At 69.5% G+C, this 14,578-nt stretch carries 12 protein-coding genes and 1 pseudogene; 3 read left to right on the top strand and 10 right to left on the bottom strand.

The genetic code is table 11. From position 1 onward, the window contains the following. Positions 1-20 precede the first annotated feature (20 nt). Positions 21-509 (bottom strand): hypothetical protein, encoded by a 489-nt coding sequence (locus POF73_RS36065; protein WP_272123378.1) that lies wholly within the window; start codon positions 507-509, stop codon positions 21-23. Positions 510-603: 94 nt separating this feature from the next. Here POF73_RS36065 and POF73_RS36060 point away from each other — a divergent pair, with 94 nt between their 5' ends. Together POF73_RS36060 and POF73_RS36055 are read left to right on the top strand one after the other, a co-directional pair. After that, on the top strand, positions 604-1,650 hold the full coding sequence (locus POF73_RS36060) for a LuxR C-terminal-related transcriptional regulator (protein WP_272123377.1): 1,047 nt from the start codon (positions 604-606) through the stop codon (positions 1,648-1,650). A gap of 339 nt (positions 1,651-1,989) precedes the next feature. Further along, on the top strand, positions 1,990-2,937 hold the full coding sequence (locus POF73_RS36055; RefSeq protein WP_272123375.1) for a hypothetical protein: 948 nt from the start codon (positions 1,990-1,992) through the stop codon (positions 2,935-2,937). A gap of 578 nt (positions 2,938-3,515) precedes the next feature. On the opposite strand, the gene POF73_RS36050 is transcribed toward POF73_RS36055, so the two are convergent. From POF73_RS36050 to POF73_RS36040, 3 genes and pseudogenes are all read right to left on the bottom strand, one after another. After that, positions 3,516-4,067 carry a hypothetical protein gene (locus POF73_RS36050; protein ID WP_272123374.1) on the bottom strand — a complete coding sequence of 184 codons (552 nt, stop codon included), beginning with the start codon at positions 4,065-4,067 and terminating at the stop codon, positions 3,516-3,518. 30 nt (positions 4,068-4,097) lie between these two features. Continuing rightward, the gene (locus POF73_RS36045) at positions 4,098-5,885 is read right to left on the bottom strand and encodes an FG-GAP-like repeat-containing protein (RefSeq protein ID WP_272123373.1); all 1,788 of its coding nucleotides are present in this window, start codon (positions 5,883-5,885) and stop codon (positions 4,098-4,100) included. Between the two features lie 1,160 nt (positions 5,886-7,045). Beyond that, positions 7,046-7,236 (bottom strand): annotated as a pseudogene (locus POF73_RS36040) (response regulator); the annotation flags it as partial. Between the two features lie 433 nt (positions 7,237-7,669). Between POF73_RS36040 and POF73_RS36035 the strand changes: the two are divergent. Further along, positions 7,670-8,014: a hypothetical protein gene (locus POF73_RS36035; RefSeq protein ID WP_272123372.1), complete on the top strand. Its 345-nt coding sequence runs from the start codon at positions 7,670-7,672 to the stop codon at positions 8,012-8,014. A 199-nt stretch (positions 8,015-8,213) separates the two neighbouring features. Here the strand turns inward: POF73_RS36035 and POF73_RS36030 are convergent, their stop codons facing one another. The 6 genes from POF73_RS36030 to POF73_RS36005 all read right to left on the bottom strand — a co-directional run bounded on the left by POF73_RS36030 (position 8,214) and on the right by POF73_RS36005 (position 14,310). Continuing rightward, on the bottom strand, positions 8,214-9,230 hold the full coding sequence (locus tag POF73_RS36030; RefSeq protein ID WP_272123371.1) for a DNA-directed RNA polymerase subunit alpha: 1,017 nt from the start codon (positions 9,228-9,230) through the stop codon (positions 8,214-8,216). 106 nt (positions 9,231-9,336) lie between these two features. Next, positions 9,337-9,609 (bottom strand): hypothetical protein, encoded by a 273-nt coding sequence (locus POF73_RS36025; RefSeq protein ID WP_272123370.1) that lies wholly within the window; start codon positions 9,607-9,609, stop codon positions 9,337-9,339. Positions 9,610-9,713: 104 nt separating this feature from the next. Continuing rightward, complete coding sequence (locus tag POF73_RS36020) at positions 9,714-11,057, bottom strand: hypothetical protein (RefSeq protein WP_272123368.1); 1,344 nt, start codon at positions 11,055-11,057, stop codon at positions 9,714-9,716. A 5-nt stretch (positions 11,058-11,062) separates the two neighbouring features. Beyond that, positions 11,063-11,404 (bottom strand): hypothetical protein, encoded by a 342-nt coding sequence (locus tag POF73_RS36015; RefSeq protein ID WP_272123367.1) that lies wholly within the window; start codon positions 11,402-11,404, stop codon positions 11,063-11,065. A gap of 69 nt (positions 11,405-11,473) precedes the next feature. Beyond that, entirely contained in the window at positions 11,474-13,240 is a 1,767-nt protein-coding gene (locus POF73_RS36010; RefSeq protein WP_272123366.1) for an ABC transporter ATP-binding protein, read from the bottom strand. Continuing rightward, positions 13,237-14,310, bottom strand: a complete 1,074-nt coding sequence (locus POF73_RS36005) for a DUF1611 domain-containing protein (RefSeq protein ID WP_272123365.1) — start codon at positions 14,308-14,310, stop codon at positions 13,237-13,239. Before POF73_RS36005 ends, POF73_RS36010 begins: the two co-directional genes overlap by 4 nt. Positions 14,311-14,578 lie beyond the last annotated feature (268 nt).

The raw sequence follows: 14,578 nt of genomic DNA, 5'->3' as shown, positions 1-14,578 counted from the left end.
GCGGTGTGGTGCGTGAAGTGTCAGTAGTACCAGCAGTAGGGGCTGACCTCCGGGTCCGGGCAGAAGGAGATGCCGGCCGTGTTGTAGCCGGGTGCCCCCACGGTCAGGCGAGGTGGGTCGGCGTAGTTGAAGTAAGAACCCGGATCGGGCGTGGCGATGAAGGTGACCGTCGTTCCGACCGGGAAGCTCGCGGAGCACGTGCCGGTCTGGGCCGGGCGCCCTTCTTCGCTCTCATACGGGTTCAGAAACGCCACCACATGACAGTTGATCCCGGCCGGCTGGCTGGTGACGGTTCCGCCGCCAAAGCTGTCGTGGATCCACACAACCACCTGACCCTGCTGGGTCTCGGCGGCGTGCGCGGCTCCGAGCGGGGCGCCGGTGCTGAGCGCGGCCGTGGCAGCGAACGCGGTCGCGACCAGGGCCTTACGCCAGGGGGTGCCGGCTCCGAGCCTGCGTCGAGGTGTCGCGACGGGGTGGGCCGTCGCAGGGGGATTTGGTTTGCTGCTCATCGGTTGCTCCTGGGTCCGATCCCTCCATCCTGGACGGCGGCCCGGGGCGCGGCCCATCCCAGAAATGTGGGGAATTGCGTCGTACGCTCGAAACATGGCGGTTCCTATCGCCTACGCGCGGTCGCTGGAGCGTGTCGTCCGCCTCTGCGAGGCCGGTGGCGACTCCCGGAACCTGCGTGTGCGGCTCCTCGACGAGCTGCGGATGGCCACCGGCTTCGACGCGTACGCCTTCCTTTTCACCGACCCCGAGACCGCCGTGGGCTACTCACCGGTCGCCGACGTACCGTGCCTGCCGGAACTGCCCAAGATGACCCGCCTGAAATACCTGACCGCGCTCGACCGCTGGACGGCACTCGACGGCGTCGCCCTGCTGAGCGATCTCCCCGACCCCTCCCGCAACCTGCTGTGGCGCGAACTGCTGCGGGACTACGGCGTGCGGGACATCGCCTCGCTGGTGTTCAAGGACCGCTTCGGCTGCTGGGGCTTCCTCGACCTGTACCGCTACGACCGGGCCTTCAGCGCCGCGGAAGCCGCGTACCTGACCCGTCTCACCGCCCCGGTGTCCACGGCGCTGCGCCGCAGCCAGGCGAGGACCTTCGTGGTACGACCGTCCCACGCCCCGCGCCCGGGTCCGCTGGTGCTGCTGCTCTCCCCCGACCTGCTGGTGCTCGCCCAGACCCCGGAGACCTACACCTGTCTGAGCCTGCTGGTGCCGCCCGAGCACGGCCGCCCGGCGGTGCCCGCGAGCGCCTACAACGTCGCGGCCCAGCTGCTGGCCGTCGAGGCGGGAGTCGATGCGCACCCGCCGCGCTCCCGGGTTCACCTGGCGGACGGCCTGTGGCTCACCCTGAGCGCCGCCCGGATCAGCGACGCGGCTCCACCGGCCCGGCGCCGGGCCATCGCCGTCACCATCGAGGAGACCTCGCCGACCGAGCGGCTCGCGGTTTTCGCCAGGGCTTTCGCCCTGAGCCCCCGCGAGGGCGACCTGCTCGGTCACCTGGCCAGGGGCGGCGACAACCGCACGGTGGCCTGCCGGATGTCCCTGTCCGAGCTCACCGTGCAGGACCACCTGAAGTCGATCTTCGCCAAGACCTCGACCAACACCCGGGGAATGCTCCTCGCACGCGCCCTCGGAGCGTGAGCCCTCACCTCTCGACAGGGGGCGCACTGAGCACCGAGAGAAGACCGGGCCCGATAGCACCGAGAGGGGAGGCCGCCCGCCTGGGCGCGGGAACTGATGCACGCCGAGGTCCAGGAGCACCGCGCGGCGAAACTCAGTGACCGAACATCGCCGGTACGTACTCCAGCGTGAACACACAGCGGGCATCTCCGCTTGATCGTTACGCCGCGTCCCCCGCGGGATGCCGGACGGTCTTCTTCACGTCCGTCTCGACGCAGACCCGGTCCACGCAACGCGGGCGGTCGATCCCGCGTCTGGCAGGGGGAACAGCCAGGAACCACCCCCTGAACGGAGTGCTCGGTGCTCATAGGACTCCTGACCGCCGTTGCGGCCTCGATTTGTTACGGCACGGGCTCCGTCCTCCAGGCCGTCGGCTCCCGCAAGTCGGCCCGCCGCGGGGCGGCCGCCGCCGGGCACACCACCGGACAGGTCACCGCGCATGGCGGCCCCAGTCTCTCCTCCACCGCCCAGGCGGCGATGACCTGGGAGTTCGTCGTCGGCACGGTCCTGGACTTCATCGGCTTCGGGCTCGGCGCGCTCGCCGCCCGTCTGCTGCCGCTGTTCCTCTCCCAGACGGTCATCAGCGCCAACCTCATCATCACGGCCGTCCTGAGCGTCAAGCTGCTCGGCATCCGGCTGACCCGGGCGGAGTGGACCTCGATCGCAGTCGTCTGCTCGGCGCTGGTGCTGCTCGCGAGCGCGGCGGGCCCTGAGGGCAGCGGGCACACGCCGATCACCACCCACTGGTGGCTCCTCGCGATCTCACTGCTGCTGATGGCGGGCGGCACGGTCCTGGTCCGGCTGCTCGGCGCCCGGGCCGCGATCCTGGCCGGTCTGCTCTCCGGTCTCGGCTTCGGCGCGCTCGGCGTGGGCGTGCGAGTGCTGAACGGCATCGATCCGTTCGACCTGGGCACGCTGCTCACCGACCCGGCCCTGTACGCCATTCTGGTCGCCGGAATCGGCGGCATGTACCTGCACACCGTCGCGCTGCAGATCGGCTCGGTGAACGGGGCGACGGCGGCGCTGGTGGTCGGCGAGACCGTGCTGCCCGGCATGATCGGCGTCTGGTGGCTGGGGGACGCCTCACGCCCCGGCTTCGCCTGGCTGGCGGTGACCGGCTTCGTCCTGGCGGTCTCGGGCGCGGTCGCGGTGGCCTGGTTCGGCGCGCCGGAGAACGCCGGGAAGGACGTCCCGGCCCCGACCGACACCCCCACCCGGAACCCGGCGCTTACCCAAAACCGAGCCTAGTGGCGTCGGGGACGGCACGTTCCAGTGCCGTTCACCGGCTGGCATGCCTGTCGCCCTGCGCACGGCGTTGTCACGTTGTCGGGTGTGTGATCGTCTGAGAGGGCGCTAGGGGGTGTTGCAGAACTCGGACCGATCTCCAGAAAGCTGCTTCGAAGGCCCCGTCAGGACGGTGGAAATCGGCGCACAATCGGGCAGTTGATCTTGCCGCGGGTGGCCGGATCCTACTGTGATCGTCGTTCTGCAACAGCCTTTAAGCCATCGCCGCCATCCTGGCAGCTGTGACCGGGCGGGAAGCCGCGCAGGGAGCTCAGGCAACCGTCTTCGCCTCCGACACCGACGACATGAACCAACTCGTCGCAGGACACTCCGTGCGAGTCGAGAAAGTCTGACCAGACGCCGCCCGTGCCTCACGACGACCACTCGCCGACTCCCCCGAGCAACTCATGCCCTCGTCGGACAACATCCACCGGCACGAGAGTTCAGGCGTGCGGATCGGCCGGGAGGTGAAGGCGGGGCCTGGTGGTGGGTTCTGTGGTGGAGGCCGCCGTGCGGTGACGGCGGCCCCCGCTACTGCCGGGTCAGGTGTTCCTGGTCCTCCGGCGGCGTACGGCGGTGTAGCCGATGGCGGCGAGTACTGTCGCGCCGCCGGCGCCGACTGCCGCAACGGTGCCGGTCCCGGTGGGGCTGAAGGTACCGGCCGCCTGCTCGCAGTAGTGGTCCTTGTCGTCCTCGACCTTGATGGTCAGGTGACCCCGGTTGCCGATCGCTTCGGACTTCTGGTGCTGCCCGGCGATGTCGACCGGGTAGCTTCCCGGCCCTATGTCGCAGCTGATGGTGCCGGTGCCCTCCCCGAAGCTGTTCTTCCGCATCTCCACGGTCACATCCTTGGTGAACGCCGGAGACTTCACGGTGAAGCTGCCGTTGCCGTCCGCGGCCAGGGAGGTCAGGTCGACGTCGGACGTGACCACGACGGGCGCACCCTGCTGAAGGGGGCCGTCCCCGGTGCTGTCGCTGTCGCTTGCGCGGATGCTGATGCTCAGGCCCGGACCGTCCGCCGCCGAGGCTGTGTGAGAGGCCGTGAGGCCGATGATGGTCGCGGTTAGAGCGGTCGCTGCAGCGCGCAGGTACATCGCGCGTACCTCGCCTTCCTGAGAGGGGGGTCAGCCTGCCTTGGGCGGCACGAGTATGTGCTCACGGCCGAGGGTGGTGGAGGTGTCGGTGTAGAGCGTGGTCTCACCGTCCGACCAACGCACGAGCAGGTCGTTGGGCTCGCCCTGCGTGTAGGCGCCCGCGGTCATGACAGAGGCGTGGGTCCACAGCTGGTTAGAGGACAACATCCGGGCTTCCGTTCCCACACCGGAGGGGCCCGCGTCGCGGTAGAGCGAGAGCTCGCCGTCCGACCAGCGCACTACCACGTCCCACTTGGCGCCGCCGGTGAAGTTGCCGGCGGTGAGGATCGTGGCGTGCTTCCAGGTGTCATTGGGGTCCTTGAGCTTGTGCTCGTGGAGGAGGCCCCGGCCGTCGACGTCGGTGTAGAGGGAGAGTTCCCCGTCGCCCCAGCGGACCATGAGGTCGTCGGTCCACTTGTTGTCGCTGTAGCGTCCGGCCGTGATCTGGATGGCGTTCCGCCAGGTGCCGTTGGGCTTCTGGAGCTGCGTCTCCTTGGCGAATCCGCCTTTGCCGTCGCCGGTGTAGAGGGTGACTTCGCCGTCCACCCAGACCACGACGAGGTCGGAGGAGTCGCTGCCGTTGAAGTCGCCTCCGGCGATGACCTTGGCGTTCTTCCAGGTGTCGGACTTCGTGATCCCCTTCTCGCCGGAGAAGCCGCCCTTGCCGTCGCCGGCGTAGAGGGTGACCTCGCCGTCCACCCAGACCACGATCATGTCGGTCTTGCCGTCGCCGTTGTAGTCACCGGAGGCCATCTTCTTGGCTTTGGTCCACAGGCCGCCGCCGGTGGGGTACATGCTGTAGCCGCGCGGGTACTTCCGCAGTTCGGTGTCGTTCTTCGCGGCGGCGTAGATCTCCAGGGCACGCTCGTCGTAGGTGACGGCGAAGGAGATGCGGTCGCTGTCGTTCTCCAGGCCGCCGCCGTAGTAGCCGCCGAGGTTGCCGACCACGGTTCCGCTGCCGGTTGTGGTGTTCAGGCCGGTGATCCAGGGGCTTCCGGAGGTGCCTCCGTAGAAACCGCCGCACTCCATGCGCATCTGCCGGTAGCCGGGAAGCTGCCGGGTCGTGACGCCGGGGCAGATGATCGGCCGGTTCTTCGGGTTGTGGCTTCCCGGGTAGCCCACCACGGTCACGGTCTGGCTGTAGTCGCCGTTCACCTGGCCGAGCTTGAGGGCGGCGCCGACAGCCTTCTGCAGGCTGAGGTTGCTGCTGTTGGTGCCTACCCGGGCGAAGGCGTAGTCCAGGTCGGAGTAGGCGTCACGGGTGGGGTTGTCGCCCACCCTGTACCAGCGGGAGTCGCGGATCCACTTCTGCACCGGGAACCGGCCGTAGGGGGCGGGGTTCGTCGCCGCGCCGTCGTAGCGGGGTACGAACATGCCCTTGCTGCCGCCCGAGCAGTGTGCGGCGGTCAGGATGACGTTGCCCTGCGGGCTGTCGATGACACTGGCCGAGCAGAAACGCCCTTCCAGTTTGTCGGTGGCGGGGTCCCTTGTGTAGTGGAAGAAGGTGCCGACGGTGGGGACGCCTCCGAAGTAGTGGCCGTCCTTGGCGGCTGCCGCGGCCGACCGGCGTGCGGCGGGCTTCCAGTCGGCGGGAGCCTCGGGGCGGGGCGAGTCCGGTGTGGCCGCGGCCATCCGCTCGGGTGTCCAGAACTCCTCGGCCGCTTCGCTCGTCCACTGGTCGGCTTCGACCGCATCGTCGGCGGCGGAGGGTGCGGGCGTAGAGGGTGCGGAGGGGGTGGGTGTCGCCGACGTGGAGGGTGCGGAGGGATCGGACGGCATGGAGGACGCAGGGCCGGTGGAAGGGGCAGTCGGGGGAGGGGTGTCCGCGATGGCGGGCGTGGCAGTTGCCAGGATGAGCGCACCGGCTGACATCAGTAGCTTATGTATTCGACTTATGTGCATGTTTCCTCGACATGTATGGAGCTCTTGGCATGCTGGGGGTCCTTCACGGACGGCCGCCCAGTCGGCTCGGCATACGCCGGACTCGCGCCGGCAATCCCGACTGCGGGCACGGTGGTAGCTGGGTCCGCGGCAGCGGCAGCCGCTTCGTGCGGTCGCGGCCGCGACGACTGCGCCGTTCCAGCCGTTGCTTCAGGGACAGCTTGGTTCCCTGGTCATCCGATCCGTTTTGATCGAAGCGCGGCGCCGCCGGCAACCACGCCCGCCGCAGCGGGCACGCACTGGTACCTGGTCATGGTTCCCCCGTTCCGCGAGCCGCGGCTGGACGGGCGAGTTGGTCAGACTCCCCCGTGCTCCAGCCCGGCATGCATGTCCTCGGCAGAGCACTGCCGAACTTGATCCAAACCTACCTCTTATGCGCGTGTCCACCGAGTGGCACAAGACCGGCGAACTGCGTCGGACACAGGTGAACGCCAACGGCCATCACCGCAGGTGAGAGGTAGAGCGGCCGAGCCCCAACACTCACCCAAGGCGCTTCGGGACGACGCGGTCACACGCTCAGGGCTCGGCCTACGCGGCCTCTCCGTCGCCGCTGCTCTGACCGAGCCTCAACCTTGAGGGCGGCAGGGGGACTGGGTGCGGCAATCGCTGCCAAAAGACCCGAGTCAGCACGTTCAGCCCGGCCGAGTCGCAAAACGACATGCCCCGAGGCAGAGGTCCACGTCGTCGGCTACCCCGCGATCCTGCCCTCCGACGTCGACGAGCGCGGCCGCGAACTACCCATCGTGCCCGGCGACATGACGTACCTGCGCGAGAAGGAGGAACAGCTCAACGCGATGCTGAAGCAGCGCGCCGACGCCGTCCTGCCCACGCTCACGACATCGGTGTGGGCCGAAGGCCGAGAACGCGGCGCGGCTCCCGTCGCGGATGCCGTGAGGCAAGGATGACGGGTCATGACGATCGTGTTCCGGGTCCCGGCCGGCGGTGCGGAACGGGTGGGGTTCGCCTACGCCGACGATGGAAGCCGTACTGAGTCTCCATGTGCTGGTGGAGCCGGAGCAGATCTGCCGGGTCGCCTCAATGCCGTCGAGGTCGGGCAGGCGTATGTCCATCAGCACGACGTCCGGCTGTTCGCGGCGGGCGAGTTCGACGGCCTCCGCTCCGTTCGCGGCCTCGCCCACGGCCGTCATGTCCGGGGGTGGTCGACCAGGACCCGGAAGCTGCCGCGCACGGACCAGGAGCTGAACTTCGGGGTCAGGCCTGAGTATGCCCCGTCGGGCCGCGTGATCAGGCAGCGCCACCGCCACGCCGGGTGTGAGCAATTGACGCCTTGCCAGGAAGGTGCCCCTGCGGAACGAACTCGTCCAAGCCGCACGGGAGTTTCGTCGGCGCCCTGGGGCAGTGGCGAAGAGCCTGGGCCTCCTCGCGTTCGTCGCGCGGCCACACGGGTGGTTCTGCGCGGAACGCCTATTCCCGGGTTCGACTTCGTGACGCCTTGGCCACACAAGGGACTTGGGCCGGCCATGGGGCCGACAGCCCTGCCCGCCGGTCAGACGATCCGGCGTGCCGACGAGCATATCTCGGGCATTTGCACATTAACCTCTCGTCACCTTATGACGTGGCGGATCGCGTACGCGTAGTCCGCTTCAACGCTCGGAGAAGACATGCGCAAGCCTCGCAAGACCGCCGTCGTGGCCGTCCTCCTCAGCGCCATCGGCTTCCTCAGCACCGGCGCAGCCTACGCCGACGGGCACGGACACAAGCACGGGCAGGGACACGGGCACAAGCAGCACAGCAAGGCGGTCAAGGGCAAAGAGACCAAGACCCTCCTCATCAGCCAGAGCACCACGTGCACGACGACCGAACAGAACGTCGACGTACAGGGTCAGTACGGGTTCCAGAACGGCCAGGGAACCACCCAGTCCAACAGCGCGGGCTCGCCCGGATCGCAGACCACCAGAATCGGCTCCACTCTGGGCTGCAACAACACCGTCGTCCTCGGCCGGTAGCTCCCCCGGGTCCCGGCAGACGTAGTGCGCAGCCCCCCTCGGAGTGATCTCCGAGGGGGGCTGTTTCATGCCCCGGGTTCTGTGTCTCCGCCGGTGAGCCTTGGCGGAGCCGGAGCCGGGGAAGGAGCCGGGGGCGGTTGGACGGTGGGCATCGCCGGCCGCCCTGCCGTCCCGGCTCCCCCGCGACCCGGCGCGGGGTTCAGTACTGCTCGGTCTCCACGAAGCCCGCGTCCGCGTTGTCGTCGGCGTCGAACGCGGCGGCCGTCGGGTCGAATCCGGGCGGGCTGTCCTTGAGGCCGAGGCCCAGACCGGCCAGCTTCGCCTTGACCTCGTCGATCGACTTCGCACCGAAGTTGCGGATGTCGAGGAGGTCCGCCTCGGAACGCGCCAGGAGCTCGCCCACCGAGTGGACGCCCTCGCGCTTGAGGCAGTTGTAGGAGCGGACGGTGAGTTCCAGCTCCTCGATCGGCAGCGCCAGGTCGGCGGCGAGGGCGGCGTCCGTGGGGGACGGGCCCATGTCGATGCCCTCGGCGTCGATGTTCAGCTCGCGGGCGAGACCGAACAGCTCGACCAGGGTCTTGCCGGCCGACGCCATGGCGTCACGCGGACGCATCGCCTGCTTGGTCTCGACGTCGACGATCAGCTTGTCGAAGTCGGTGCGCTGCTCGACACGGGTCGCCTCGACCTTGTACGTGACCTTCAGCACAGGGCTGTAGATGGAGTCGACCGGGATACGGCCGATCTCCTGGCCCACCTGCTTGTTCTGCACGGCGGAGACGTAACCACGGCCGCGCTCGACCGTGAGCTCCATCTCCAGCTTGCCCTTGCCGTTGAGCGTGGCGAGGACCAGGTCGGGGTTGTGTACCTCGACACCGGCCGGGGGCGCGATGTCGGCGGCGGTGACCAGACCCGGGCCCTGCTTGCGCAGGTACATCACGACCGGCTCGTCGTGCTCCGAGGAGACGACCAGCTGCTTGATGTTGAGGATCAGGTCGGTGACGTCCTCCTTGACGCCCGGCACGGTGGTGAACTCGTGCAGGACACCGTCGACGCGGATGCTGGTGACAGCAGCGCCGGGGATCGAGGAGAGGAGCGTACGGCGCAGGGAGTTGCCGAGGGTGTAGCCGAAGCCCGGCTCCAGCGGCTCGATCACGAACCGGGAGCGGAACTCGTCGACGACCTCTTCGGTCAGGGACGGACGCTGAGCGATCAGCACGAGAGTATTGCCTCCAATGTTTGGCGCCCGCTATGTGACGCCGTAGACAACACGAGGGTACGGGCGGTTCGGCCTCCTTCAAGACCGAACCGCCCCACGCACCGCCTCAGTGTGCGGGGAAGAACACCGTGAGGCGTGCCCAGGCGGCCAGGGTGATCACCGCGCACGGAAGAGCCCACCACGGCCGTAGCCGGCGGCGGGCGACGGCCAGGATCGTGACCGGTGCGGTGAGCAGGGCCAGGGTGAAGCCCAGCTTTCCGAACAGGCGGATGTTGTCGAAGGACTGGTGGTCCCAGGGGCCGAGCGGGTTCGCCAGGTAGGCGATGCCGGTGGCGGCTCCCGCCGCGAGGTAGCCGATGACCAGCAGGGTCGCGCACATGACGCCCTTCACCCGAGATGCCCCCGATAGCCCCGTCACCCTTGATGCCCCTGAGGCCCCTGAGGCCCCTGAGGCCCCTGAGGCCCCTGATGCCTGCGGCGCCGTCATCCTTCGAGTGCCCGCCTCGCGTTCCCCACGTTCTCGTCGAACCGCCGGCCGTACGCCTGGGCGTCGTCGCTCCGGTAGTAGGGGCCGCCGTTGTAGCGCGCCGCCAGCTCCTGCATCTGCTCTCTGGTCATCCGCTCCGGCGGTACGTCGGCGAATTCACTCTCGGCCTTCAGCTGGGCGAGGTACTCCGAGGCGATGTAGATGTTCTGGCCGGGGTCCTTGGAAGCGTTGACCACCTCTTCGCGCTGTGCGTCGGTGAGGTGTTCCGGGTCGTAGCCGAGGACTTCGGCGGAGCGGCGTACCTGGATCGCGATCGGGCCCATGGAGGTCTGGTCCGCCACTCCCAGGCCGGGGACGTGACGGCGGACCCCGTAGGCGGCGTCGTCGATCCAGGAAGGGTCGCCTTCGACCTCCTGCCAGGCGATGCCCGCCAACATCTCCGGAGGAAGACCGGAGTTGCGCGCCGCGTCGTTGATCAGCGCCTTGTTGCCCGCGATGTACTTTCGGCGGCCGTCGTCGTCGTTCGACGGCAGGTACAGGTAGTGGTCCTGCGCGGCAGGCAGATGCGTGAGCCTGTCCCGGATGCGCCGCAGTGCCGGTGAGACCGGGGTGTCGCCCGGCACCCCGGTCATCGCGTCGACCTTCATGCCCGTACCGGAAAGCTGGGTCATCGGGTTGTGGCTCGCATCACTCACCTCCTGGCGCAACGCGTCCACCGCGTCGACCAGGAGGGCGGGGTAGTCGCCGGCTCCGCCGCGGAAGTCCGGCAGGGACCGCAGGGCCGCCCGTATCTCGTGGACGCAGTCCTCCCGGGCCGCGGACTCCACACGCCGGGCGTCGCCGTAGTGGTTCTTGGTGGCGTCGTAGTAGTGCTCGGCCTCTTCGCGGATCGCGTCCACGTCGGCGGTGAGCTCTGCCGCCCAGTCGAGGAAGCCGGTCGTGGACCGCAGGTCTTCCCACTGGTGCAGGGGTTCCGCGGCGCGTGCCGTGGGAGTGATCGGGTCGGCTTCGCGGGACATCACCTCGGCCAGGCGGCCTTCCGTGGTCTGTCCGCTCTCGAAGTGGCCCTTGGCCTGCTCGACGGCCGTGGCGTAGTCGTCCAGCGCCCTGCGTACCCGGCCGAAGGCTGCCGAGAGGTGTTCCGCCAGGTCGAGTGCTTCCCTCAGCCGCTTGGTGTAGCGCTCCCGGTGCTCGCTCTCCCATTCGACCTTGCCGGCTTTGCGGAAGTCGTCTTCGCAGGAGGCCAGGAGGGTGTGGAGGCGGCCGTACTCGGCTGCGGTCCGTTCGATCAGCCGAGGGTTCGACGCGTCGAGGAATTCGACGTCCGCGCGGTACGCCATGGCGCTCACCGCTCCTCGGGGGCGACGTAACGCCCCTTGTCGAGGATGTCGTCCATCGCCCGCTGTGCGTCGGTGTCGGCCCGCACATAGGCGTTTCCGGTCGACCGCAGCTTGGTCGACAGGGCCGACAGCAGCGTCACCAGGTCGCCGTACTGGTCCCCGGCGAAAAGCGCGAAGTCCTCCACCGCTTCGGCCACTTGAGGATGCGCGCGCGGTACGCGGCACTGGGTGGCGTTCTCCCCGTCCATGCGCCCGGCGTACAGCAGTCCGGCCAGTTCGTTCAGAAGATGCGAACTGCCGTCGATGGACTCGACTCGTGCCGAGAACCCTCCAGGTCCTGTGGTCACCGTTCCCCCGATGTCGACAATGATCGCGACTGTGACGACCGTGAGCATGCCAGTTGCGGATGCAAGCTGTCACGTCGTGGTCTCCGACCCGACCGGACTCGGGGCATACAGTCCACGGACCGTCAGTCTGCCCCCTTCGATGTGCCAGAGCGCATCCGCGCGGGCGGCGAGCGCGGGGTCGTCGGTGACGTAGATGACCGTGCCCGGATAGCGCTCGAACAGCCGTTCCGCCAGGTCGGAACCGAGCGCCTCGTCCAGCCTGGCCTCGTCCAGCAGCAGCACCCGGGGTGCGCTGCGCAGCGCCCGGACCATCGCCACCTGGTAGCGCACCGCCATGGACAGACCGTGCCCGCCCTCGCCGAGCCGGGTGCGCAGACCGTGCGGCAGCAACTCGGCCAAGGCCTCGACGTGGTCGCCGCACCCGCTGTCGTCCCCGCTCCCGGTCCCGTCTCCGCTCCCGTTCGCACCCGCCCCCTCGGCACCCTTCTTGACCGCCCCCGGAGGTTCCCCGAGGCGCAGGTTCTTGCCCACGCTGCCGCGCAGCAACGGCAGTTCGGGGCTCGTCAGCCGGATCGCGCGCCGCACCGATTCGGGGTCGTGGCGGGCGAGATCCTGGCCGTCGAGGAGTACGGCGCCGGCGTCCGGCTCCTGGAGCCGGGCGATGAGGCGGAGCAGCAGGGACTTTCCGGCGCCCGGAGGTCCCTGCAGCACTATTCGCTGGCCGGGCTGTGCGACGGCCGACGCCTCCAGTACGCCGTCCACGCGCAGCCCCGCGAGTTCCAGGCGCCCGGGCCCGTTCGCGAGGGGTTCGGCCCGGCGGGGCCGGCCCAGCGGGGCCGGCGCGGCGAGGATCTCGGTGATGCGGCCGCGGGCGACGCGCGACTGCTGCCAGTGCTCCTGCACACGGACCAGCGACGACAGGGGCGCGCCCAGGAAGCCCGCCACCGTCAGCAGCGAGGCGAGGGCCTCCCAGGTGGTGCCCGTCACCAGGCCCACGGTGACCACGATCAGCAGGATCCCGATGCCGCACGCCTCCGCCGTCGCCGACATCGCTCCGGTGAGCCGGGCCTGGCGCACCATGGCACGGCCGTATTCGCGACTGCGTCGCCGCATGACCCGGCGCTCCTGTGCGACCCGGCCGAGGGACTGCATGACGGCGGTGTGGGTGACGCGTTCGTTGACGAAGGCGGCGAGTCGGCCGTTGTGCCGTCTGGTCTCGCGGACGCGTTCGCGCAGCCGCCGCCCGCACAGCGCGACGGCGGCCGCGGCGAGCAGGACCAGCGCCACCGAGAGCGCGCCCATGCCGGGCGCGGCGACGGTCAGGATGACGAGCGCGCACGCCACGAACACCCCGTCCACCAGGATCGGTGCCACGCCCTTACTGATCCACAGCCGCAGCGCGGAGGCGTCGCCGGTGAAGCGGAGCACGGTCACGCCGACCGTGCGCCGGTCCGGTCCCCCCGCCTCGCTGGCGGCGACGTGGTCGAAGAGCCGCATTCTGACGCTGTGTACGTAGCTCTGGGCGAGGCGTTCCGCGAGTGGTTCGCCCGCCGCCTTGAGCAGCACGGTCGCGCAGGCCGACGTGATGAGTCCGACGGCCAGGGTGGTGGGCGCGTACCCGGCGACGTGCGTGTAGATGGCGTTGCGGTCGTGGCCGGACCCGGTCTGCCCGCCGTGCGTGACGCGGTAGGCCGCGCCGTGCACCAGCAGGGCGAAGGCGACCACGCAGACCGCCTGCCCGAAACCCGCGAGTACCAGCAGCAGCATCAGTCGGCGCCGCACACCGCCCAGCGTGTGCGGCATCCGGACCCGCTGCCGCCGTGCCGCCGCGGTCACGCCACCGTCTCGGCCGTCAGCGGACCGCTGTAGGCGGCCGGCAGGCCGCGCTCCTGCGGCAGCCCTCCGCAGGCGGCCGGCTGACCGGCGTCCTCCGGCAGCCTGCTGCCCTCTCCTACGACGCCGGCGACGGTGCCGGTGAGCAGCTGGACGGCGACGGCCGGGTCGGCCATGGCGGCCGCCTGGTACACCGGGATGTCCACGCCGGTCACCGCTTCGGCCGTGGCCAGCGGGGACGCCGTCAGCACCCCGCTCAGGGCCACGACGGGAAGTCCCTCCTCGCGCAGCTGCCGTACGCCCGCCACCGCGCTGATCGAGTCACCGGAGGCGAACACGATGCCGTCCACACTGGCGCGGAACTCCGGTGTCCGCAGCAGCGCCGCCGTCTCCCGCTGGAGGAGTCCGTCCGCGACCTCCAGCACGATGGCGTCCGCCTGGTGGCTCGTCAGATCCGTGATCGCGCTGCGCAGAACGCGGACCACCTGCGGCATCGGCAGCTGGTAGGTGGTGGGGAAGCCCAGGTCGGTGAAGTCGATGACCCGCGAGGCGCCCGCGTCGGCCATCAGCGTCGGATCTCCGGGGGCACCGGTGCCGGTCACCTTCGCGGCGCCGACCCGGCGGCCGGCCAGGCTGAGGCCGCGGATGAGGGCGGCGGCCACGGTCGTCTTGCCCGCGTTCATCGAGGTGCCGAGTACGGCGATGGTGCGTGGGCGCGGTGCGAGGACCGGCACCACGGGCCGGGCCAGATGGGCGAGGTTGATGACTTCGCCCTGCTCGCCGGTCACCAGGCCCACGGGCTCCACCCGGGTGGGGGTTTTCATTCTTGAGTGGGCGGACACCACCCGTCCGGCTATGCCGCCACCGGCGACCAGATCGCAGCGTCCGAGGTCGCCGGGCACCTCCGACTCGAATTGGTCCGGGGCGTAGCGTGCGCCATAGGCGACCACGATCAGGTCGCCCACGAACAGCCGGTTTCGCTTTCCGTGCACCTGCCCGAGGAATCTGTGCTGACCGATTTCGGTGACCCGGCAGAGCACCAGGTCACCGGCGCGCGGAGGCACGTCCTCCACACTCAGCCCCAGTGTTCTGGTGCTTCCGTAGCCCAGTTCGACAAGGCGGCGAGCCGTATAGGAAACCTTCGCCACCTCATTACGGGCTGAATTGAACCGCACGCTCTGCATGCATTTCTCCTTTACCCCGTCGTCCCGCGGAGCACCAGCATCCGCCGCACTCGCGGACCGCGCACTCCGGCCTCCGTCATCTGCGCCAAACGGGAACTCCTAATGGACGACGCCCCGATGGAGGATGTGCCCGTCTGCTGCACTCAGGAGCGCGCCG

The organism is Streptomyces sp. HD (assembly GCF_028369295.1).
GTDB lineage: Bacteria > Actinomycetota > Actinomycetes > Streptomycetales > Streptomycetaceae > Streptomyces.
The sequence above is the reverse complement of the archived record's forward strand: the minus strand, read 5'-3'. Positions and strand labels throughout refer to the sequence as shown.

Bases quoted from the DNA above. Each gene is read 5' to 3' on its own strand.
- POF73_RS36050 (WP_272123374.1), bottom strand. From the start codon at position 4,067: ATGTACCTGCGCGCTGCAGCGACCGCTCTAACCGCGACCATCATCGGC.
- POF73_RS36025 (WP_272123370.1), bottom strand. From the start codon at position 9,609: ATGTGCGCGACCCTGCTGGTCATCGGCTACCTCGCGGCGGGAGCCGCC.
- POF73_RS36065 (WP_272123378.1), bottom strand. From the start codon at position 509: ATGAGCAGCAAACCAAATCCCCCTGCGACGGCCCACCCCGTCGCGACA.
- POF73_RS36060 (WP_272123377.1), top strand. From the start codon at position 604: ATGGCGGTTCCTATCGCCTACGCGCGGTCGCTGGAGCGTGTCGTCCGC.
- POF73_RS36035 (WP_272123372.1), top strand. From the start codon at position 7,670: ATGCGCAAGCCTCGCAAGACCGCCGTCGTGGCCGTCCTCCTCAGCGCC.
- POF73_RS36045 (WP_272123373.1), bottom strand. From the start codon at position 5,885: ATGCCGTCCGATCCCTCCGCACCCTCCACGTCGGCGACACCCACCCCC.
- POF73_RS36020 (WP_272123368.1), bottom strand. From the start codon at position 11,057: ATGGCGTACCGCGCGGACGTCGAATTCCTCGACGCGTCGAACCCTCGG.